This window comes from Propylenella binzhouense, assembly GCF_009866965.1.
GTDB lineage: Bacteria > Pseudomonadota > Alphaproteobacteria > Rhizobiales > Afifellaceae > Propylenella > Propylenella binzhouense.
Map to the genome: position 1 here is coordinate 1 of NZ_SPKJ01000073.1, position 21,650 is coordinate 21,650.

At 70.1% G+C, this 21,650-nt stretch carries 20 protein-coding genes; 14 read left to right on the plus strand and 6 right to left on the minus strand.

Features of this window, described 5'->3' with window-relative positions; translation table 11 throughout:
• The first annotated feature begins 218 nt into the window (after positions 1–218).
• The 5 genes from htpX to hemA all read left to right on the plus strand — a co-directional run bounded on the left by htpX (position 219) and on the right by hemA (position 7,272).
• Positions 219–1,175 (plus strand): zinc metalloprotease HtpX, encoded by a 957-nt coding sequence (gene htpX, locus E4O86_RS16990; protein ID WP_161141745.1) that lies wholly within the window; start codon positions 219–221, stop codon positions 1,173–1,175.
• Positions 1,172–2,569, plus strand: a complete 1,398-nt coding sequence (locus tag E4O86_RS16995) for an RsmB/NOP family class I SAM-dependent RNA methyltransferase (protein WP_343039183.1) — start codon at positions 1,172–1,174, stop codon at positions 2,567–2,569. The genes htpX and E4O86_RS16995 overlap by 4 nt, the downstream gene beginning before the upstream one ends.
• 22 nt (positions 2,570–2,591) lie before the next feature.
• Positions 2,592–4,268 carry a heparinase II/III family protein gene (locus E4O86_RS17000; protein ID WP_161141746.1) on the plus strand — a complete coding sequence of 559 codons (1,677 nt, stop codon included), beginning with the start codon at positions 2,592–2,594 and terminating at the stop codon, positions 4,266–4,268.
• Between the two features lie 67 nt (positions 4,269–4,335).
• On the plus strand, positions 4,336–5,952 hold the full coding sequence (gene purH, locus E4O86_RS17005) for a bifunctional phosphoribosylaminoimidazolecarboxamide formyltransferase/IMP cyclohydrolase (protein WP_161141747.1): 1,617 nt from the start codon (positions 4,336–4,338) through the stop codon (positions 5,950–5,952).
• A gap of 102 nt (positions 5,953–6,054) precedes the next feature.
• Entirely contained in the window at positions 6,055–7,272 is a 1,218-nt protein-coding gene (gene hemA / locus E4O86_RS17010) for a 5-aminolevulinate synthase (protein ID WP_161141748.1), read from the plus strand.
• On the opposite strand, the gene E4O86_RS17015 is transcribed toward hemA, so the two are convergent.
• Together E4O86_RS17015 and E4O86_RS17020 are read right to left on the minus strand one after the other, a co-directional pair.
• On the minus strand, positions 7,247–7,876 hold the full coding sequence (locus E4O86_RS17015) for a DUF4202 family protein (protein ID WP_161141749.1): 630 nt from the start codon (positions 7,874–7,876) through the stop codon (positions 7,247–7,249). The two genes, hemA and E4O86_RS17015, sit on opposite strands and share 26 nt — an antisense overlap.
• Before the next feature lie 25 nt (positions 7,877–7,901).
• Positions 7,902–8,825, minus strand: a complete 924-nt coding sequence (locus tag E4O86_RS17020) for a dihydrodipicolinate synthase family protein (protein WP_161141750.1) — start codon at positions 8,823–8,825, stop codon at positions 7,902–7,904.
• A 183-nt stretch (positions 8,826–9,008) separates the two neighbouring features.
• Between E4O86_RS17020 and E4O86_RS17025 the strand changes: the two genes are divergently transcribed.
• The 5 genes from E4O86_RS17025 (at position 9,009) to sucD (ending at position 13,927) form a co-directional block, all read left to right on the plus strand.
• Positions 9,009–10,004 carry an NAD(P)H-quinone oxidoreductase gene (locus E4O86_RS17025; protein WP_246206457.1) on the plus strand — a complete coding sequence of 332 codons (996 nt, stop codon included), beginning with the start codon at positions 9,009–9,011 and terminating at the stop codon, positions 10,002–10,004.
• Between the two features lie 252 nt (positions 10,005–10,256).
• Positions 10,257–10,607 carry a response regulator gene (locus tag E4O86_RS17030; RefSeq protein WP_246206458.1) on the plus strand — a complete coding sequence of 117 codons (351 nt, stop codon included), beginning with the start codon at positions 10,257–10,259 and terminating at the stop codon, positions 10,605–10,607.
• Positions 10,608–10,810: 203 nt separating this feature from the next.
• Positions 10,811–11,785, plus strand: a complete 975-nt coding sequence (locus tag E4O86_RS17035) for a 2-dehydropantoate 2-reductase (RefSeq protein WP_161141752.1) — start codon at positions 10,811–10,813, stop codon at positions 11,783–11,785.
• Between the two features lie 46 nt (positions 11,786–11,831).
• On the plus strand, positions 11,832–13,031 hold the full coding sequence (sucC, locus tag E4O86_RS17040) for an ADP-forming succinate--CoA ligase subunit beta (protein ID WP_161141753.1): 1,200 nt from the start codon (positions 11,832–11,834) through the stop codon (positions 13,029–13,031).
• The gene (sucD, locus tag E4O86_RS17045; protein WP_161141754.1) at positions 13,031–13,927 is read left to right on the plus strand and encodes a succinate--CoA ligase subunit alpha; all 897 of its coding nucleotides are present in this window, start codon (positions 13,031–13,033) and stop codon (positions 13,925–13,927) included. Before sucC ends, sucD begins: the two co-directional genes overlap by 1 nt.
• An 87-nt stretch (positions 13,928–14,014) precedes the next feature.
• Here the strand turns inward: sucD and E4O86_RS17050 are convergent, their stop codons facing one another.
• Positions 14,015–14,776: a hypothetical protein gene (locus E4O86_RS17050; RefSeq protein WP_161141755.1), complete on the minus strand. Its 762-nt coding sequence runs from the start codon at positions 14,774–14,776 to the stop codon at positions 14,015–14,017.
• A 156-nt stretch (positions 14,777–14,932) separates the two neighbouring features.
• On the opposite strand from E4O86_RS17050, the gene pheS reads away from it, so the two are divergent.
• Both pheS and E4O86_RS17060 read left to right on the plus strand, forming a co-directional pair.
• On the plus strand, positions 14,933–16,012 hold the full coding sequence (gene pheS, locus E4O86_RS17055) for a phenylalanine--tRNA ligase subunit alpha (RefSeq protein ID WP_161141756.1): 1,080 nt from the start codon (positions 14,933–14,935) through the stop codon (positions 16,010–16,012).
• 130 nt (positions 16,013–16,142) lie between these two features.
• Positions 16,143–16,919, plus strand: a complete 777-nt coding sequence (locus E4O86_RS17060) for a glucose 1-dehydrogenase (protein ID WP_161141757.1) — start codon at positions 16,143–16,145, stop codon at positions 16,917–16,919.
• Positions 16,920–16,939: 20 nt separating this feature from the next.
• On the opposite strand, the gene E4O86_RS17065 is transcribed toward E4O86_RS17060, so the two are convergent.
• Entirely contained in the window at positions 16,940–17,107 is a 168-nt protein-coding gene (locus E4O86_RS17065) for a hypothetical protein (protein ID WP_161141758.1), read from the minus strand.
• Between the two features lie 263 nt (positions 17,108–17,370).
• On the opposite strand from E4O86_RS17065, the gene E4O86_RS17070 reads away from it, so the two are divergent.
• Positions 17,371–18,597: an acyl-CoA dehydrogenase family protein gene (locus tag E4O86_RS17070; protein ID WP_161141759.1), complete on the plus strand. Its 1,227-nt coding sequence runs from the start codon at positions 17,371–17,373 to the stop codon at positions 18,595–18,597.
• 11 nt (positions 18,598–18,608) lie between these two features.
• Here E4O86_RS17070 and E4O86_RS17075 read toward each other — a convergent pair whose 3' ends face one another.
• On the minus strand, positions 18,609–19,607 hold the full coding sequence (locus E4O86_RS17075) for an aldo/keto reductase (RefSeq protein ID WP_161141760.1): 999 nt from the start codon (positions 19,605–19,607) through the stop codon (positions 18,609–18,611).
• Positions 19,608–19,831: 224 nt separating this feature from the next.
• Between E4O86_RS17075 and E4O86_RS17080 the strand changes: the two genes are divergently transcribed.
• Positions 19,832–20,794, plus strand: coding sequence for an alpha/beta hydrolase family protein (locus E4O86_RS17080; RefSeq protein ID WP_161141761.1), 963 nt, complete (start codon positions 19,832–19,834; stop codon positions 20,792–20,794).
• Positions 20,795–20,852: 58 nt separating this feature from the next.
• On the opposite strand, the gene E4O86_RS17085 is transcribed toward E4O86_RS17080, so the two are convergent.
• A partial coding sequence (locus E4O86_RS17085) for an FkbM family methyltransferase (protein WP_161141762.1) occupies positions 20,853–21,650 on the minus strand: 798 nt, incomplete at its 5' end.

The window sequence follows — 21,650 nt, forward strand, 5'->3', positions numbered from 1 at the left end:
GCGGCCGCGGCCGCCGCCTCCGCGAGCCGGCGCCGCTCGGCGGCCTCAGCCAGTGCCCGCCGCGCCGCCGCGGGCAGGCTCTCCTGCGTCCCTTCGCGCGTGTTCTCGTCCATCCTCGCCATCGCAGCTTCCATTGATGCCTTGCCGGCAGCCCATCATATATGGGCGCAGGTCCTGCCAGAAAGGCGGACCGGAGAGGCAGCGGGGGTGTTCGACACATGAACCTGATGAAGACGGCGATGCTGCTTGCGACGCTCACCGCGATCTTCATGGGCGTCGGATATCTGATCGGCGGCGGCAACGGCGCGTTCATCGCCTTCCTGGTCGCCGCGGCGATGAACCTCTTCAGCTACTGGAACGCCGACAAGATCGTGCTGAGGATGCACAACGCGCACGAGGTCGACGCGCGCTCCGCACCGGAATATTTCCGCATCATCGAGCGCCTCGCCGCGCGTGCCGGCCTGCCGATGCCGCGGGTCTACGTCATCGACGACGCGCAGCCGAACGCGTTCGCGACCGGCCGCAACCCGCAGAACGCCGCGGTCGCGGCCACCACCGGGCTGCTCGAGCGGCTGACGCCGGAGGAGGTCGCCGGCGTCATGGCACACGAGCTCGCCCATGTGCAGAACCGTGACACCCTGACGATGACGATCACGGCGACCATCGCCGGCGCGATCTCGATGCTCGCGAACTTCGCCTTCTTCTTCGGCGGCAACCGCGACAACAACAGCCCGCTCGGCCCGATCGCGGTGCTCCTCGCCGCCATCACCGCGCCGATCGCGGCCATGCTGGTCCAGATGGCCATCAGCAGGACGCGGGAATATTCGGCGGACCGCCGCGGCGCCGAGATCTGCGGCCAGCCGCTCTGGCTTGCCTCCGCCCTTGCCAAGATCGCGAACGCCGCGCACCGCATCCCGATGTACTCGGCCGAGCGGAATCCCGCGACGGCGCCGCTCTTCATCATCAACCCGCTGTCGGGGGAGCGGATGGACAACCTGTTCTCCACGCACCCGGCGACCGAGAACCGCATCGCGGCGCTGCAGGAAATCGCCCGCGAGATGGGGGCCGGCGGAGGCCGGAGCTTCGAGCCTGCAACGCCGCCCCCCGCCTCGCCCGCCCCGAGCGGGCCCTGGGGCAATGCCGGCCGCAGGACCGCGCGCGGTCCGTGGGGGTGAGCCGCTCCCCCCGGCGCAGGGAAGCCGCACAGCCGCGGCCGGCCAACGCGGGAGGCGTCCCGGGCCTTCCCGTCCGCCTCACCGCGGTCTCCATCCTCGAGAAGGTGCTCGGCCGCGGCGTGGCCCTCGACGCGCTCGTCGACGACCGCTCCGGCCTTCCCGGCTTCCGCGATCTTCCGCCGCGCGACAGGGCGCTCGTCCGCCAGATCGTCGCGACGGCGCTCCGCCGCAGGGGGGAAATCGACGCGGCCGTCGCGCGCTGCCTGGACCGTCCGCTCGATCGCGGCGCCGTCCGCCTCTATGCGATCCTCGCGGTCGGTGCGGCGCAGATTCTCTTCCTCGAGGTGGCGGACCACGCCGCCGTCAGCCTCGCCGTCACGCAGGCCGGCAACGACCGCCAGACCCGGGCGGCGAAGGGGCTCGTCAACAGCGTGCTCCGCCGGATCGCGCGCGAGCGCGGCGAACTCGCTCATCGCCCGGATGCCGCCCGGCTCGACACGCCGGACTGGCTGTTCGAGCGCTGGTCGGCGAGCTACGGCGAAGCGGCCGCCGAGGCGATCGCGGCCGCGCATCTCGTCCGCGCGCCGCTCGACCTGACCCCGCGCATCGACCCGGAGGCGGTGGCAGCCGCGACCGGCGGCACGATCCTGCCCACCGGCTCCGTGCGGGTCGAGACGATGCCGCGCGTTTCCACGCTCCCCGGCTACGACGCCGGCGCCTGGTGGGTGCAGGACGCGGCGGCGGCTCTGCCGGCCCGGCTTCTCCCGGACCTTGCGGGCAGGCGCGTCGCCGATCTCTGCGCCGCACCCGGCGGCAAGACGGCCCAGCTCGCCGCGGCCGGCGCGCTCGTCACCGCCGTCGACCTTTCGCCGGGCCGGCTTCGCCGGCTTGCCGGCAACCTCGCGCGGCTCCGGCTCGACGCCGAGCTCGTCGCCGCCGACCTGCTCGCCTGGGAGCCGGAGCGGACCTTCGACGCCGTGCTTCTCGATGCGCCCTGTTCCGCGACCGGCACGATCCGGCGCCACCCGGACATTCCCTGGCTGAAGAGCCCGGCGGACATGGTCTCCCTGGCGGACCTCCAGGCGCGCATGCTGGCGCGCGCCGCGCGCTTTGTCGCGCCCGGCGGCAGGCTCGTCTATTGCACCTGCTCGCTCGAGCCGGAGGAGGGCGAGCGACAGGCCGACCGGTTCCTGGAGGCCAATCCTGGATTCCGCCTCGAGCCCGCGACAGCCGACGAGGTCGGGGGCATGGCGCATTTCCTCTCCCCGGCGGGAACGCTGCGCACGCTGCCCAGCATGAATTTCGGCGAATCCTCTCCGGCCGGCGGGCTCGACGGCTTTTTCGCTGCACGTTTCGTGAACACGGCCGATTCGGATATGCTCGGGACCGGATGACGCAGCGAACCCAACGCAGACCATGACGGCGATCGCACCGGGCGATCGGGTTCGGCTCGCGCTTCACCGCGCCGGTCGCCTCGGACGGCGCATCCGCCAGGGCGCCGTCGCCGGTACGGTGCGACGGTGGCGGGGCGGCCGCGGCGGCGCCTTCGAGCTCCTGATCGCCCCGCCGGACCTGAGGACGGCCGATCCGACCGTCGCGCTCGACATCTATGGCGGCCGCTTCGTCTTCGCGGGCCAGGTGCTCGAGGCGGAGGGCCAGTCCCCCTTCGAGGCGGTGCCCCCCTCCGAGGACTGGCTCCGCGAGCTCCATGGCTTCGGCTGGCTCCGGCATCTCAGGGCCGCCGACACGCCGCTCGCCCGCTCCAATGCGCGCGCGATCCTGAGGGACTGGCAGAAGCTCTACGGCAAGCCGACCCTGTCGATCCCCTGGGAGACCGACGTCGCCGCCCGCCGGGCGCTTTCGCTGCTCGCCCAGTCGCCGCTCATCCTTTCCGACGCCGATCACGCCGCCTACCGCCGCTTCGCCCGCGGCCTGCTCGGCCACGCGGCCTTCCTCAAGTCGAGCATCTCCACCTGCGAGCCGGGGCTGTCGCGGCTCAAGGCGGCCATCGCGGTGGCGGCGATCGGGCTCTCCTTCTCCGGGCAGGAGCGGATTGCCCGCGCCGGGCTCGAGCGGCTCGACCGCGAGCTCGAGGTGCAGATCCTCCCGGACGGCGGGCATGTTTCGCGGAACCCGACCGCGCTCGTCGACGTGCTGATCGACCTCCTGCCGCTCCGGCAGTCGCTCATCGCCCGCGGCCAGAGCCCCTCGGGACTGCTGATGAACGCCATCGACCGCATGACGCCGATGCTGCGCTTCTTCCGCCACGCCGACGGCTCGTTCGCCCATTTCAACGGCGCTTCGGCGGCGGCATCGAGCCTCGTTCCCGTCCTTCTCGCCTATGACGACAATCTCGGCGCGCCGATCTCGAGCGCCGCCTATTCCGGCTACGAGCGGGTCGCCGTCGAGGACATGCTGCTCCTCGTCGACACCGGGCGCCCGCCGCCGATCGCCTATTCGAGCGAGGCCCATGCCGGCGCGCTCGCCTTCGAGCTCTCCTGCGGGGCGAACCGGATCGTCATCAATTGCGGCGCGCCGGCCGCGCGCCACCGCGAGCTCCGGCGCGCCTCCCGCCTCACCGCCGCCCATACCACCGCCGTCCTGGAGGATCTCTCCTCCTGCCGCTTCGAGGGACCGGAGGCGAACGCCCATATCGTGGCGGGCCCGCACAGCGTCAGCGTCGCCCGGCAGACGCTCGAGGACGGGCGCGTGCTGCTCGATCTCGATCACGACGGCTACCAGCGCAGGCTCGGGCTCAACCATCAGCGCCGCCTGATCTTGACGGCGGACGGCACCGGCCTCCACGGCAGCGACCTCTTTCCCGGCGAGCCGCTGAGGCCGGCGATCCACTATGCGATCCGGTTCCACCTGCATCCGAGCGTGCGCGTCGACGCCGGCGAGACTCCGAACGGCATCGATCTCGTCCTGCCCGGCGGCGGGCGCTGGCTGTTCGAGGCCAGCGCGCCGGTGACGATCGAGGAGAGCGTGCTCCTGTCCGACGTGGTCGGCGCGATCCGCACGCGTCAGCTCGTGCTCAGGGACATCGTGCAGCAGAACCCGGCGGTCGGCTGGCGCTTCCAGCGGGTCGGCTGAGCCTTTGCGTGCCGGCGGGAGAGCGTGCTAGCTGCACCCTCTCTCCGATACCGCACGGGACTTCCAGATGGCTTCGTCCGCGCAACCCGCACCAGACGGCCCCGACTTCACCCCGATCCGACGGGCGCTCCTCTCCGTCTCGGACAAGGAGGGCCTGCTCGAGCTCGCCCGCGGCCTCGCCGCGAGCGGGGTCGAACTCGTCTCGACCGGGGGGACCGCGAAGGCGATCGCCGAGGCGGGCCTCGCCGTCACCGAGGTCAGCGCCGTCACCGGCATGGCCGAGATGATGGACGGCCGGGTGAAGACGCTCCATCCGAAGATCCATGGCGGGCTGCTCGCGCTCCGCGACGACCCGGAGCACAGGCGCGCCATGGATGAGCACGGCATAGCCGGCATCGATCTCCTGGTCGTGAACCTCTATCCCTTCGAGGAGACCGTCGCGGGCGAGGCGCCGTTCGGGGTGGCGGTCGAGAACATCGACATAGGCGGCCCGGCCATGATCCGCGCGGCCGCCAAGAACGCGGCCCATGTCGGCGTGGTGGTCGACGTCGCCGATTATGGCGCCGTGCTCGAGGCGATAGCGACGCATGGCGGCCTTCCGCGCGCGATGCGGCGGAGCCTGGCCGCCAAGGCGTTCGCCCGCACGGCCGCCTACGATGCGGCGATCGCGACCTGGTATGCCGGCACGCTCGGCGAGACGCTGCCGTCCCGCATCGTCGTCGCCGGCACGCTGGAGGAGCGCCTGCGCTACGGCGAGAACCCGCACCAGGAGGCCGCCCTCTACGTCACCGGCGAACGCCGGCCGGGCGTGGCGGCGGCCCGGAAGGTCCAGGGCAAGGCGCTCTCCTACAACAACATCAGCGACGCCGACGCGGCCTTCGAGGCCGTCGCCGAGTTCCGCCCCGAGGAAAGCGCCGCGGTCGCCATCATCAAGCATGCCAATCCCTGCGGCGTGGCGCTCGCCGACGATCTCGTCACGGCCTACGAGAAGGCGCTCCGCTGCGATCCCGTTTCCGCCTATGGCGGGATCGTGGCGCTCAACCGGCCACTCGACGAGACCGCGGCGCGCGCGATCACCTCGATCTTCACCGAGGTCGTGATCGCCCCGGGCGCGGACGAGGCCGCGAAGGCCGTCTTCGCCGAGAAGGTCAATCTCCGGCTGCTTCTCACCGGCGGCCTGCCCGACCCGCGGGGACCGGGCCACATGGTGCGCACGGTCGCGGGCGGGCTCCTGGTGCAGAGCCGCGACGCCGGCGCGGTGAGCCCGAACGAGTTGCGGGTCGTGACCCGGCGCGCCCCGAGCGAAGCGGAGCTCGCCGACCTCCTCTTCGCCTTCCGGGTCGCCAAGCACGTCAAGTCGAACGCCATCGTCTATGCCAAAGACGGCGCGACCGTCGGCATCGGCGCCGGCCAGATGAGCCGGCTCGATTCCGCCCGGATCGCGGCGATCAAGGCGGCCGAGGCGGCGGCCGCGGCGGGGCTGGCGCAGCCGCTGACCACCGGCTCGGTGGTCGCCTCCGACGCCTTCTTCCCCTTCCCGGACGGGCTCCTCGCCGCCGTGGAGGCCGGCGCCACCGCTGCCATCCAGCCGGGCGGCTCGCTGCGCGACGACGCCGTGATCGCGGCCGCCGACGAGGCGGGAATCGCGATGGTGTTCACGGGCATGCGCCACTTCCGGCACTGACGGCGGGGGCGGCGGGGGCGGCGGTCCCCGCTTGACCTCGATCAATGCGGGTCCTTGCGGCCGGCGCGATCACGGGTGCCAGTCAGAGGGGGATCCCAGGGCATGGCCGCCGTCCACTACTTCCGTGATGCCGTCGAACGGGTACGGGACGAGGGCCGGTATCGCGTCTTCGCCGATCTCGAGCGGATCGCCGGCCGCTTCCCCGTCGCGCGCAACCACGGCGACGGCCCCGGCGAGGTCGTCGTCTGGTGCTCGAACGACTATCTCGGCCAGAGCCAGAATCCCGCAGTGATCGAGGCCGGACGGGCGGCGCTCGAGGGCATGGGCGCCGGCTCCGGGGGCACGCGCAACATTTCCGGGACGAGCCATCTGCACGTGCTCCTCGAGCGGGAGCTCGCTGACCTGCACGGAAAGGAGGCAGCGCTCCTCTTCACCTCCGGCTACGTCTCGAACGCGGCGACGCTCGCCACGCTCGGCAAGATCGTTCCGGATCTCCTCATCCTTTCCGACGCGCTCAACCACGCCTCGATGATCGAGGGCATCCGGCATTCCGGCTGCGAACGGCAGATCTTCCGGCACAACGACCTCGCCGATCTGGAGGCGAAACTTTCGGCGGCCGGTCCGGACCGGCCGAAGCTAATCGCCTTCGAATCCGTCTATTCGATGGACGGCGACATCGCCCCGATCCGGGCGATCTGCGACCTGGCGGACCGCTACGGCGCGATGACCTATCTCGACGAGGTCCACGCCGTCGGGCTCTACGGCGCGCGCGGCGGCGGCGTTTCCGAGCGCGACGGCCTGGCGGACCGCATCACGATCATCGAGGGCACGCTCGCCAAGGGATTCGGCTGCATGGGCGGCTACATCGCGGCCGATGGCGACGTGATCGACGCGATCCGGAGCCATGCCGCCGGCTTCATCTTCACGACGTCGCTGCCGCCGGTCCTGCTCGGCTCGGCGCTCGCGAGCGTGCGCTGGGTGAAGGCCCATCCGGAGCTCCGGGCGAAGCACCAGGAGCGCGCCCACCGGCTGAAGCGCGTGCTGACCTCGGCCGGCCTGCCGGTCATGCCGAGCGCGAGCCACATCGTCCCGGTGCTCGTCGGGTGCCCGGTCAGGGCGAAGACCGTCACGGACCTGCTCCTTTCGGACCACGGAATCTACGTCCAGCCGATCAACTTCCCGACCGTGCCGCGCGGAACGGAGCGGCTCCGGCTGACGCCGACGCCCGTGCACGACGATGCCATGATCGAGCATCTCGTGGACGCCTTGCTGGACGTCTGGCCGCGTGCTGGCCTCATCCAGGCGGCAGCGGCGGAATAGCATCCGGCGCGCCGGAGGCGATCCGCACGCCGTCCGTCACGATCTCCCGGAGCCCGGGCGGCAATCGGCCGGCGAGCGGCAGCGCGGCGGCATGGCCCTCCTCCGACATCTTCCGCCAGGTCTTGGCGACGATGTCGGCGAGATGGGCAGGATCCCGGCCGGCGGCGAAGCCTGCCAGGTAGTGCTCGATGAACACCAGGCAGGCCACGTCCTCCAGCGTCTGCGCCTCCGGGTCGCTTCGCAGATCCCGCTTCTGAACGAGACCCGCGACGCGGGCGCAATCCGCCGGATCGTAGCCCGCTTCCGTCATCAGCTCCGAGATGCGGGCGGCGTGGCGGCGCTTCTGCTCGTTGCGCCAGCGGAGATAGCCGGGCCTGTCCATCGGGTAGCTCGCGCGCGGCAGCGTCCAGCGCTCGAGATGCTGCGCGCGCGCCGCTATTCTCAGATGCTCCGAGGCGCCCGGACGCAGCGCGGCGAGCCGGGCCGACATGCGCAGCCCGTAGACGAGCTCCGCCGGCAACAGGTCGCCGTCGACGGCGATGCGGTTCGGATCGGCCGAATTGGCCGCATCGATCAGGCCGAGGACGCGGTCGAGCCGGCTCACGGACCGATCTCCGGCCGGGCGGCCTTCAGGCCGGCTCGGCGACCAGCCCGGGCATGGCGAAGCCGGCCCGATCGAGCTCGCCGATCAGGGCTTCGGTCTGGTCGGCCGGGAGCTGGTCGAGCGGCGGCCGCACGATCCGCCAGTCCGGGTCGCAGGCGTAGTGCGCGACGACCGCCTTCATGGCGGCGATCATCATCGGGAAGCGCGCGAAGATCGTCCTGATCCGGTCGGCATCGGCCTGGAGCCCGGGGCCCGCCTCGGATTGCCAATCCGCCCACAGCCGGTGGATGCCGGCCGGGTTCACGTTCGCGGTCGCGCTGATGCAACCGGCCGCGCCGAGCGGCAGGCTGCGCGAGAGCAAGCCCTCGCTCGCCGGGAAGATCTGGAAGCCGGGAAAGGCGTCGAGCATCGCGGCGAGGTTCGCCCAGTCGCCGGAACTGTCCTTGATGCCGACGACGCTGTCCGGATAGGCCTTGATCAGCCGCTCGATCAGGCCGAGCGGGATCGGCACCCCGGAGACCTGCGGGATATGGTAGAGGCAGATCCTCAGCCGCTCGTCGCCGACCTGCTGGACGACCTCCGAATAGTGCCGGAAGAGGCCGTCCTCGCTCACGCCCTTGTAATAGAAGGGCGGCAGCATCAGCACCGCGGCGACGCCGAGATCGACCGCATGGCAGGTGAGGTCGACCGTCTCCGGAATCGAGCAGCAGCCGGTGCCGGGCATCATCCTGCCGGCGGGGACACCGCCCTCGACCAGGCCTTCCAGGAGCGCCTTCCGCTCTCCGACGGAGAGCGAGTTCGCCTCGCTGTTCGTGCCGAATACGGCAAGCCGGCAGTTCTGGCTCACCAGCCAGCGGCAATGGCGCATGAAGCGCTCGGGATCCGGCGTGAGATCGGGACGGAACGGCGTGACGACCGGAGCGTAGATGCCCGCGAGCGGCATGGTCATGGCGATCTCCTTCGCTTCCGCATGGCGCGACGGCTTATCTGGATGGCGGATTGCAGGCGGGCTGGCAAGTGGAGCGATCGCGCCGCCCCCGCGCCGGCCGCGCCGCAGGCCCCGAAGCGTGGACGGGGAAGGCCCGCGACGCTAAGAGACCGGCGGCTCTGGCGAAACGGAGGAAGCGCACGGATGGCCACTCTCCCGCAGGAAATGACCGTCATCGAAATGAGCGGCGCAGGCGGACCCGACGTTCTCGTGCCCGGCCGCCGGCCGGTGCCGCAGCCGGGACCGACGGAGGTGCTGGTCAGGGTGCGCGCGGCCGGGGTGAACGGCCCGGACCTCATGCAGAGGAAGGGCCTCTACCCGCCGCCGAAGGGGGCATCGGACCTGCTCGGGCTCGAGATTTCGGGCGAACTGGCGGCCATGGGCGCCGAAGTCTCGGGGTGGCGGGTGGGCGACGCCGTCTGCGCCCTCACCAATGGCGGCGGCTATGCCGAGTACTGCGCGGTCGAGGCGTCGCACTGCCTTCCGGTGCCCGAGGGGGTCTCGCTCGTCGATGCGGCCGGTCTGCCCGAGACGTTCTTCACCGTCTGGAGCAACGTCTTCATGGGCGCGAAGCTGAAGGCCGGCGAGCTCCTGCTCGTCCACGGCGCGGCCGGCGGCATCGGCACGACCGCGATCCAGCTCGGCAAGGCGTTCGGCGCGCGCGTCTTCGCGACCGACAGCCCGGCGGCGCGCTGCGCGATCGCGGCGGAGCTTGGCGCCGACCGCGTCATCGACTACCGCGAGGAGGACTTCGTCGAGATCGTGCGGGCCGCCGGCGGCGCCGACGTCATCCTCGACATCGTCGGCGGGCCCTACGTGGAGCGCAACATAAAGGCGGCGAACCACGACGGGCGGATCGTCCAGCTCGCCTTCGCCCTCGGCTCCAAGGTCGACATCAATCTCATGCCGGTCATGCTCAAGCGGCTCGTCTATACCGGCTCGACCCTCCGCTCCCGCTCCGACGGCTTCAAGGCCGAGGTCGCGCGCGAGCTCCGGGAGCATGTCTGGCCGCTCTTCGCCGCGGGCAAGCTGAGGCCCGTCACGCGCGAGGCGCTGCCGCTCGCCGAAGCGGCCAGGGCGCACGCGGCCATGGAGAACGCCCAGCACGTCGGCAAGATCCTGCTCATCACCGAGGCCTAGCCCGGCCGACGCAGAACGCGGCGCGCAAGACGGCGGAGCCGGCTTGGCAACGGCGGGCCGCGCGCAATCGACGAGCGGCGCCGACCGGCCCTCCGCCTTGATTCAGTTTCCGATTTCCATGCCCGTCTTCGACCGCACAGGATTCCTGCAATCGCCGGGCGGGCAAGGTGACACTGGTCGACGAACCCGCTATGGCTGTGGAAATCAGGTGCGGCCATGGCGACAGCAGGCGGGGCAGGAAGACCGGGCGTGATGATCGTGGACGACGAGGCGCTCGTCGCCCTCTTCGTCGCCGACGTCGTCGAGGATCTCGGATTTCAGGTCATCGGCCCGGTGCGCGACGTCGAAGGGGCGATCGCGGCGGCGGAGACGCACAAGCCCCAGGCCGCGATCGTGGACGTGGGCCTCGGCAATCGCGGCGCGAGCGGACTTGACGTCGCCCGCGAGCTGGCCGACCGCCACGGCACCGCCGTGATCTTCCTTTCCGGCTACGCCGACCTTGAGCGGGACCCGGACGTGCAGGCGCTGAAGCCGGTCGCAATCCTGCAGAAGCCCTGCCTGCCCGAGCATATCGAGGCCGCGCTGAAGGCCGCGCTCGGCTGATCCTGGGCGGCGGCATTTTGTCGCCCGGCGCGATCCGATGCCGAGCCGGCTTCGAATCGCGCGGCCGCCCGCGAGGCATCCTCCCGACATCATCGAACGGCGGCATTGACACGGCGCGCCGGAGTCCGTCACTCTCTCTGGCATACCACATACTGCATACCTGAACCTGCAGCGGTGGCTCATGCTATTCGGGGAGGAAGAGCATGAAGATATGCGTCTACGGCGCCGGCGCGATCGGCGGCTATCTCGGCGTCCAGCTCGCCCAGGCCGGCGCGGAGGTCAGCCTCGTGGCGCGCGGCGCCCATCTCGAGGCGATGCGCCGCAACGGCCTCAGGCTCCGGATCGGCGGCGAGGAGCGGGTCGCCGCGCTCCGCTGCACCGACGATCCTTCCGAGCTCGGACCGCAGGACTACGTGATCGTCGCGCTGAAGGCGCATTCGGTGCCCGGCGTGGTCGACCGCATGCTGCCGCTCCTCGGCAACCATTCGAGCATCGTCACCGCAGTGAACGGCGTGCCCTACTGGTACTTCTACCGGCATGGCGGCGCGCTCGAGAACCGGACGCTCGAGAGCATCGATCCGGGCGGCCGCCAGTGGGAGGTGCTGCGGCCAGAGCGGGCGATCGGCTGCATCGTCTATCCGGCCGCCGAAGTGGTCGAGCCCGGCGTCATCGAGCACGTCTACGGCGACAAGTTCCCGCTCGGCGAGCCTTCCGGCGAGCACTCGGAGCGGGTCGAGCGGCTGAGCGCGCTGATGACCGCGGCCGGCCTGCGGGCACCGGTCATGGAGAACATCCGGGACGAGCTCTGGCTGAAGCTCTGGGGCAATCTCTGCTTCAACCCGATCAGTGCCCTCACGCATGCGACGCTCGAGACGATCGCCGGCGACCCGGGTACCAGGTCCATTGCACGCGCGATGATGGTCGAGGCCCAGGAAATCGCAGAAAAGCTCGGCGTGCACTTCCGGGTGAGCGTCGATCGTCGTATTGACGGCGCGGGCGCCGTCGGCGCGCACAAGACGTCGATGCTTCAGGATCTCGAACGCGGCCGTCCGATGGAGATTGATCCCCTGGTAACCGCAGTTCAGGAAATGGGGCGCCTGGCCGACGTGCCGACTCCCACGATCGACGTCGTGCTGGCCCTCATCAAGCAGCGGGCGCAAACCGCGACGCTGCACTGAGCGGCCGGCCACGGCAGGGCAAGCTTTAGGACAGGGCATTCGCTTCATGAACATCCACGAATACCAGGCCAAGGCCGTGCTGAAGGAGTTCGGCGCACCGGTCTCGCGCGGTGTGCCGATCTTCAAGCCGGAAGAGGCCGAGAAGGCGGCGAACGAGCTCGGCGGTCCGATCTGGGTCGTCAAGTCGCAGATCCATGCCGGCGGCCGCGGCAAGGGCAAGTTCAAGGAAGCGGCGGCGGGCGAGAAGGGCGGCGTGCGCCTCGCCAAGTCGGTCGACGAGGTGAAGACCTTCGCCCGCGAGATGCTCGGCAACACCCTGGTGACGCTGCAGACCGGGCCCGCCGGCAAGCAGGTCAACCGCCTCTATATCGAGGAGGGCTCCGAGATCGAGAAGGAATTCTACCTCTCGATCCTCGTCGACCGCGCGACCTCGCGGATCGCCTTCGTGGTCTCCACCGAGGGCGGCATGGACATCGAGGAGGTCGCCCACAACACGCCCGAGAAGATCAAGACCTTCTCCGTCGATCCGGCGACCGGCGTGATGCCGCATCACGGCCTCACCGTCGCCAAGGCGCTCGGTCTTTCCGGCGCCGCCGCCAAGCAGGCGACGGGCCTCGTCGCGCAGCTCTACGCCGCCTTCGTCGCCAAGGACATGGCGATGCTCGAGATCAACCCGCTCATCGTGACCAAAGGGGGCGACCTGCGCGTGCTCGACGCCAAGGTCTCGTTCGATTCGAACGCGCTCTACCGCCACCCGGAGATCGTGGCGCTGCGCGACGAGACCGAGGAGGACCCGAAGGAGATCGAGGCCTCCAAGTACGACCTCGCCTATATCGCGCTCGACGGCACGATCGGCTGCATGGTGAACGGCGCCGGCCTCGCCATGGCCTCGCTCGACATCATCCAGCTCTACGGCGAGAGCCCTGCGAACTTCCTCGACGTCGGCGGCAGCGCCTCGGAGGAGAAGGTGACGGCGGCCTTCAAGATCATCACCGCCGACCCGAAGGTGAAGGGCATCCTCGTCAACATCTTCGGCGGCATCATGAAGTGCGACGTCATCGCCCGCGGCGTGATCGCCGCGGTGCAGGCCGTCGGGCTGCAGGTGCCGCTGGTGGTGCGCCTCGAGGGCACCAATGTCGAGGAGGGCAAGACGATCATCCGGGAGAGCGGCCTCAACGTCATTCCCGCCGACGATCTGGACGATGCCGCCCAGAAGATCGTAAAGGCCGTGAGGGAGGCGCGCTGATGTCCATTCTCATCGACAGGAACACCCGGGTCATCACCCAGGGCTTCACCGGCAAGAACGGCACCTTCCATTCCGAGCAGGCGCTCGCCTACGGCACCAGGGTCGTCGGCGGCACCTCGCCCGGCAAGGGCGGTTCGACGCATCTCGGCCTGCCGGTCTTCGACACCGTCGCCGAGGCGCGCGAGGCGACCGGCGCCGACGCCTCGGTGATCTACGTGCCGCCCCCGGGCGCCGCGGACGCCATCTGCGAGGCGATCGACGCCGAGATCCCGCTCATCGTCTGCATCACCGAGGGCATCCCGGTTCTCGACATGGTGAAGGTGAAGCGCGCGCTCTCCGGCTCCAAGTCGCGGCTGATCGGGCCGAACTGCCCGGGCATCGTGACCGCCGGGGAATCGAAGATCGGCATCATGCCGGCCAACATCTTCAAGCAGGGCTCCGTCGGCATCGTGTCGCGGTCCGGCACGCTCACCTACGAGGCCGTGTTCCAGACCTCGCAGGAGGGGCTCGGCCAGACGAGCGCCGTCGGGATCGGCGGCGACCCCGTGAAGGGCACCGAATTCGTCGACGTGCTGGAGATGTTCCTCGCCGATCCGGAGACCGAGTCGATCGTCATGATCGGCGAGATCGGCGGTTCGGCCGAGGAGGATGCGGCGCAGTTCCTGAAGGACGAGGCGAAGCGCGGCCGCAAGAAGCCGATGGTCGGCTTCATCGCCGGGCGGACGGCGCCTCCGGGCCGCCGCATGGGCCATGCGGGCGCCATCATCTCCGGCGGCAAGGGCGGCGCGGAGGACAAGATCGCGGCGATGGAGGAAGCGGGCATCCGCGTCTCCCCCTCGCCGGCGCGCCTCGGCAAGACCCTCGCAGATCTTCTCAAGGGCCGCGTCGCGGCCTGAGCCGGAAGCGGCGACCATCACCGGCGGGCGCCCTCGTGCGCCCGTTCCCGTTTCGAGGGGACGCTTCCGCGGCGCTGCCGCCGCGGCTCACTGCACCTGGGCGTGGCGGGCAATGTCGACGTCGGTTACCCAGCCTTCGACCGGCTCGCCGGACCTGCCGGTCCGGGTCACGATCACGTCCTTGGCGCCCTTGACCGCCAGCATGGCGTCGCGCGCTTCCGCCAGGCTCCTGTCGGCCGCGACATAGGCGACCTTCTTCACCATCGCCCCGATCGTCTCGCCGTCGAGCCTGTGCGCGAGCATCTCGGCGACCGTCAGGTCGGCCGGCTTTTTCGGCTGACCCGCGATCGCCAGGTCGGCCAGGTACTTCCAGACCATGCTGTCGTGAACGATGTAGCGCAGGCTTCCGTCCGGCTCGATGAGGGGAATGCGCGGCTTTTTCGCGAGAAGGCCGCAGATCGCGCTGAGCGGGATCCGATCGTCCGGCTCGCCCCCTGTCCCGACGCCTTCGATCGAGCTCCGCGGGATCATCGCGATGCGCACGGGCGTGCTGCGGAGGCGGTCATCCGGGGTGAGGCGGTCGACCGTGCGTTGCAGGCTGTCGTTCGCCGCCTGGAAGTTCTCCCGGGAGAAGTAGAAGGCGAGGATCGTGCCGACCCAGGTGCCGAACAAGGCAACGAGGGTCGGAAAGACCTGCCGCTTGTCGTCCACGGAACCCCATAGGAGCGTGGCGGCCGCGAGCACGAGGATGCCCGCGGCCGCGACGATGAAGACCATGACGGCGAGCCAGTCCCGGACGCGATCGCGCCCGGCCAAGCCCCCGCCCCGCGCGGCTTGCGTTCCGTCCATGATTCCCCCCTCCGGCGAAACCGGAAGGAAGAATGCACGTGACGCGTGTCTTCATCAAGAACAAACGTTCCGATTGAATTCTCTTGCGGTGCACTGGCCGTACCGCGCCCGGACGGCTAGAACGCCGCTTCGACCGGACCAAGCGACCTCCAGGACATGACCCAGGATCTCGACAGCCTCGAACACGAAATCCGCGCGGCGCTTTCCGCCGCATCGGACGAGCGCGCGCTCGAAGCCGTGCGCGTCGGCGCGCTCGGCAAGAAGGGCTCCCTGTCCGAGCGGCTGAAGGCGCTCGGCGCGATGAGCCCCGAGGAGCGCAAGGTGGCCGGCCCCGCGCTCAACGATCTCAAGAACCGGATCGGCGAGGCGATCGAGCGCCGGCGCGGCGAGCTGCGCGAGGCGGCGCTCGCCGAGCGGCTCCGCACCGAGAAAGTCGACGTGACGCTGCCCGCCCGCTTCGAGCCGGTCGGCACGATCCATCCCGTCACCCAGGTGATGGAGGAGGTGATCGCCATCTTCGGCGACATGGGCTTCTCGGTCGCCGAAGGGCCGCACATCGAGACCGACTGGTACAATTTCGGCGCGCTCAACATCCCGCCGGAGCATCCCGCCCGGCAGGAGCACGACACCTTCTACTTCAACCCGCGCGCGGACGGCACGCGCATGGTGCTCCGGACGCACACCTCGCCGGTCCAGATCCGGACCATGGAGAACCAGGCGCCGCCGATCCGCATCATAGCGCCGGGACGCACCTTCCGCTCGGATTCGGACCAGACCCACACGCCGATGTTCCACCAGGTGGAGGGCCTCGTCATCGACGAGACCACCCATCTCGGCCACCTCAAGGGCACGCTCGAGGCGTTCTGCAAGGCGTTCTTCGAGATCGACGAAGTGAAGATGCGCTTCCGCCCGTCTCACTTCCCGTTCACGGAGCCCTCGATGGAGGTCGATATCGGCTGCTCGTGGGAAGGGGGCGAGCTGAAGATCGGGGCGGGCGACAGCTGGCTCGAAATCCTCGGATCCGGCATGGTGCACCCGAACGTGATCCGGGCGGGCGGTCTCGACCCGGACCGCTACCAGGGCTTCGCCTTCGGCATGGGGATCGACCGCATCGCCATGCTGAAATACGGCATTCCGGACCTGCGCGCCTTTTTCGAGGCGGACCTCCGCTGGCTCCGCCATTACGGCTTCGCGGCGCTCGCCATGCCGAGCCTCGCGGAGGGGCTGAGCGTCTGACGAGGCGGCCCTGCCGGAGGGCTGCCGACCAGCCCTCCGCCGCCGGCGCCGCTTTGCTCTTCGTCAAATCCCCGACCGGGGTTGCGCGGTACGGTCCGGCCGCATGAGCCATGCGAACGGAGACGGGCGGATGAAGAGGGTCGAAGGAAAGGTCGCGGTGGTGACCGGAGGCGCCATGGGGCTCGGCGAGGCCGCCGCGCACATGCTCGCCCGGGAAGGCGCGAAACTGGTGGTCACCGACGTCAAGGGCGAGACCGCCGAACGGGTCGCCGAATCCATCTGCGCCGCTGGCGGCGAGGCCATCCATCTCGAGCACGACGTCTCCGACGAGGCGGCGTGGGAGCGCGTCATGGCGGCGACGCTCGACCGCTTCGGCAAGCTCGACGTCCTCGTGAACAATGCCGGCGTCGGCTGGGGCGGCGCGCCGGAGGAGGAGACGCTCGAGCGCTGGCGCAGGCTGATGAGCATCAATCTCGACGGCGTCTTCCTCGGCACCAAGCACGCCATCCTCGCGATGAAGCGCAAGGCGGAGCCGGGCGGCTCGATCATCAATCTCTCGTCGATCGAAGGGCTCGTCGGCGATCCCAATCTCGGCGCCTACAACGCCTCGAAGGGCGGCGTCCGCCTCTACACCAAGTCGGTCGCGCTCTATTGCGCCAAGGCCGGCCTGGGAATCCGGGTGAACTCGGTGCATCCGGGCTATATCTGGACGCCGATGGTCGAGCACTATCTGAGCGAGGCGGGCGACCTCGAGGAGGGGCGCAAGGCGCTCGACGCCATGCATCCGATCGGCCATGTCGGCGAGCCGGACGACATCGCCTACGGCATTCTCTACCTGGCGTCGGACGAGGCGAAGTTCGTCACCGGCGCGGAGCTCGTCATCGACGGCGGCTACACGGCCCAGTGATCCCGTTCCGGCCCGGCGCCTCAGACGATGGGGAGCTGGGCCGGAACGTCCGCGCGGACGGATTCGGTGAGCAGCATGTTGGTCACCTCGCGACGGCGCGTGTGGTAGAATTCGTCGCCGAATTGTGCGCGCAACCGCTTCAGCGCCTCGTTGATGTCGAGGCCCTGCCCGTGCTCCCGCGCTTCCACGACGATGCGCCGGACTTCCTTCGAGACTTGATCGCCGATTTCGCCCTCCCTGCGCCGTCCGACGGAATAAGGCCGCCGGCGGGATCGTGTTCGGTCGAGGCGTACCCGTTGTGCGAGTTTGGCACAGGGTGATGAACCGGACCTGAACGAAAGTCCAAATGGCAGATTCCTGCCCTCCGCAAGATTGTACTACGATCAGACAAGATGCTGGCGGGGGCCGAGGCCGCGCGCGGCATCCCTACAGGAACCAGGGGAGGAAGATCGTGTCCGAGCTCTCGGAAGAGCAGATCCTGATGCGGCGGAGCTGCCGCGCATTCGTGGACGACGTCGTGCTGCCCTTCATACGGGCCGACTGGCGCCGCGAGTGGAACATGCAGCCGGAGGGCCGGCTGCCGCCGGAGATCCTCGAGGGATGCGAGGCGATCGGAATCCGCACGCTCGGCGTGCCGCCCGAGTTCGGCGGGATCGAGCTCGATCCGGCGACGGAAGCCCGGACCTTCGCGATCATCGCTGAGGAGATCGCCCGCGGCGATTCCGGCCTCGCCGACAAGCTCGTGCAGAACTGGAAGCTCGCCGTGCTCCTCAGGAACGTGGCGCCGCGGCACCTGCAGGAGCGATGGTTCCCCCGCCTCCTCGCCGACCCGCAGTTCCTGCTGGCCCACTGCTCCACCGAGCCGCGCGGCGCGTCCGACCGCTGGCTCCCCTACAACGTCCCGGAAGCCGGCATGCAGACGCGCGCCGTGAAGCGGGACGGCGCCTGGGTCATCAACGGGCGCAAGCAGTTCATCTCGAACGGCTACGATGCGGGCCTCTATGTCGTGAACGCCAACACCGACCCGAGCGTCGGCATGCTGCAGGGCACCTCGAGCTTTCTCGTCCCGCGCGGCACGCCGGGCCTCACAATCGCCCGCTGCAACGAGACGCTCGGCTGCCGCTACATGAACAACGGCGAGCTCGTCTTCGAGGACATGCGCCTGCCGGAGGACCATCTCCTCGTCGAGGGAAACGCGATCGGCCGCCTCGGCGTCTATCACCGGCCCGGCAAGATCATCCAGGCGGCGAAGAATCTCGGCGTCGGGGTCAGATGCTTCGAGGTCGCCTCGGACTACGTGCAGACCTACGTCCAGGGCGGGCGCATCCTGATCAAGCACCAGGCGGTCGCGCTGCGGATGGCCGAGATGGCGACGCTGATCGAGGCGGTGCGCGGCATGGTGGAGCGCGCCGCCCGCGCCGTCGACGAGAATGCCGGCGATGCCGACACGCTCTGCAACATGGCGAAGGTGTTCGCGTCCGAGGCGATCATGAAGGTCGCCCAGCACTGCGTGGAGCTTCACGGCGGCAACGGAATGATGCTCGATTTCGGGGTCGAGAAGCTCTTCCGCGACGCCGCGATCTTCCTGCACATGGACGCGACCGCCGACATCTCGAAGTTCAAGGTGGTGAAGTCACTGTTCCCGGAGACCGCCGGGAAATATGCCGGGCCGGAGTGACGGCGGCCGCCTCAGGCACCGGCCGGCCGGCGCTCCGGGGGGGCCATGAAGTCCGGCGCGACCGGATCCTTCACGCAGCGCGCGAGGATCGCCTCGATCTCCGCCTCGGCCTCGGCGTCGATCCGCCAGCCCGCGACGTCGTCGACCGGCGCGAGCTGTCCCGGATGGCGCGCGCCCCAGAGGGCGATCGTCGGGCCGCGGTCGAGAACCCAGCGCACCGCGAGCGCCAGCACCGACTTGCCGAAGCGCTCGCGGGCGAGCCGGCCGAGCTCGTCTACGGCCGCGAGATAATGCTGGAAGCGCGGCGCGCGGAACTTCGGGTCGGATTTCCGCAGGTCGTCGCCCTCGAAGGTCGTGTCGGGCCGCATCCTCCCGGAGAGGAGGCCGCGGCAGAGCGCGCCGTAGCTCAGGATAGTCAGGCCCGTCCTTTCCGCGTAGGGCAGCACGTCGGCCTCCATCCCCCGCTCGAAGAGGTTGTAGGGCGGCTGCACCGAGGCGAGCGGGGCGGCGGCGCGGAAGGCGTCCATCTGCGCCGGCGAGAAGTTGCTGACGCCGATCGCCCTGATCTTGCCGGCGCGCCGGAGCTCGTCGAGCGCGCCCGCCGTCGCGGCGAGATCGGTCTCGAGGTCCGGCCAGTGCACCTGGTAGAGATCGATCACGTCGGTCCGCAGGCGACGGAGCGAATCCTCGACCTCCCGCCGGATCCGCTCCGGCCGGGAATCGCGGTAGACCTGACCGTCCTTCCACGCGAGGCCGAGCTTGGTCGCAAGCTGCACCCGCTCCCGCAGCCCCGCCTCCGCGATCGCCTTGCCGACGATCTCCTCCGAGCGGCCGAAGCCATAGACCGGAGCGGTGTCGATCAGCGTCACCCCGCGCTCGACCGCCGAGCGGATGGTGGCGATCGACTCGGCCTCGTCGGTGCCGCCCCACTGCCAGCCGCCGATCGCCCAGGTGCCGAGTCCGATCCGGGAGGCGCGGATTCCGCTGTCGCCGATCGTGATCTGTTCCATGGCTCAAGCTCCGATCATCCGGAAGACTTGCCGCAAAGGTGGCGCGGCGAGGCGGGCGGTCAAAGGGCACATGCGGCCGCACCGCCGGCGGCGCGCCGAACCGGGCCGCGACGGCGCGGCTCCGTCCGGCCGCGGACGGCGGAAATCCCGCGCCGGACACCGGCAGACGATTGCCCGCGCCTCCGCTGCGGCTATGCTCGCCCGAAAATCCGGGGAGGAGAGACATGAACGTGCAGACGCAACCCATTCCCGCCGAGGAGCCCCTGCCGGGCGTCCCGGCCGGCCTCAGCTTCGTCGAGCCGGTCCGCGGCTCCGATATCCCGGTCCACATCACGCTCGTGGAGGCGATCGACGGCATGTACGTCCCGATCGGCCTCAGGCTGCCGAAGGGCGAAGGCCCGTTCCCGCTCGTCCTCTTCGCCTCCGGCAATGGCGGCGGCGGCATCGAGCTCCTGCGCTGGTTCACCCAGAACAGGAGCTGGGCCCAGGAAGAGTTCCTGAAGGCAGGCTATGCCGTCGCCTGGATGCGCTATCGCGCCGAGGTCGACTACGCCTACGACAAGCTCGGCAAGCTCGTCGAGGACCGGCGCCAGGGCCGGCAGCTCCTGAGCCGCGGCCCGCTCGAATACGAGGACGTGATCTCGGTCGTCGAGTTCGCGAAGGGCCTGCCCTTCATCGACGCCGACCGGATCGGCTACATGGGCTCCAGCCATGGCGGCGAGATGGCGCTGAAGATCGCGTCCGAATATTCCGGCATCCACGCGATGATCGCGAGCGAGCCGGCGGCGCACGAATTCCTGCGGCTGCGGCCCGACGAGACCGCCGGGATCAATCCCGAGACGGGGCTCCTCAACGTCGAGCGGATGCTGATGCGCGAGGCCGAGAAGGTCCGCCCGCGCATCACGGAGGAGACCGCCCGCGCGCGCATGAGCACCATCGACACCCCGATCCTCGTGCAGGGACGGGACCGGGACGAGCTCCAGGGCATCTTCCGGGTCTGCTACGAAATGCTCGCCGAGCTCGGCAAGGATGCCGAATGGGCGACCTACGACCACGACCTCCACGGCTACGTCTACCCGGCCCGGGAGCCGGACGGCGAATATGCGCCCGACGCGCTCGCACGCCGCGCGGTGGCGGACTCGATCGCCTTCTTCAACCGCAAGCTGGGCCGGACCGGCGCGCCGTAGGATCGTCCGGACGGCAAGGCCGGCCCACCCTGCCGGGCCGGCATGGGCCGCCCGGGCTTCACCCCTCCGGGGCGCCCGGCCCGGACTCGGCGGCGAGGAAATGCGCGTAGGAGAAGGTGTTCTCGCCGCGGTGAACGTAGTCGCGGCGATGCTGCGTGAGGACCGCGAAGACGGCATGCGCCGTGCCGCACCACGTCATCATCCAGTCGTGGCTCTCGAAGACGATCAGCGGCGTGCGCGCCGTCCAGTCCGTGTTGGAGCGGAAGAGCGCCACCTCGCTGCCTTCGACGTCCACCTTGACGATCAGCGGCACGGCCTTCGCGACCCCGGCGAGGAGCCCCGGGATCGTCACCGTCTCGACGGCCCCGCCGGGGTCCTCCTCCGCGCGCCAGGCCCAGTGCGCCGCGTCGCCGTGCCTCATCGTGATGCGCATGCTCCGGTCGGAGATGCCGCACCGGAGCGCGGTGATGTTCGGATAATGCGCGGCATTGGCGGCGAGGAGCTCGAAATTCGCAGCCTCCGGCTCCACCGCGAAGACCCGCGCCTGCGGAAACCTGCGGGCGTACCAGATCGAGGCGAGCCCGATATTCGCGCCGCAATCGACGATCACCGGCACGTCCCCGCGGCAGAGCGCGGCGCGGTAGTAGCGCTCGAGAGCGGCCTCGTGGAGCGGGGACCGGCTGTCATAGGTCTCCTCGACCAGGATGTGCTGCAGCACGTCCCAGTCGGTCGAGCCCGGGCGGAGCCGGATCGCATGGCCGAGCGCGGGAAGCTCGATCGCCTCGGTCCGGTCGCCGGCCGCGGGGCGGAGCCTGTGGCGCGCCCGCACGGCGAGCGCGCCGGCGCCGGCGCGCAG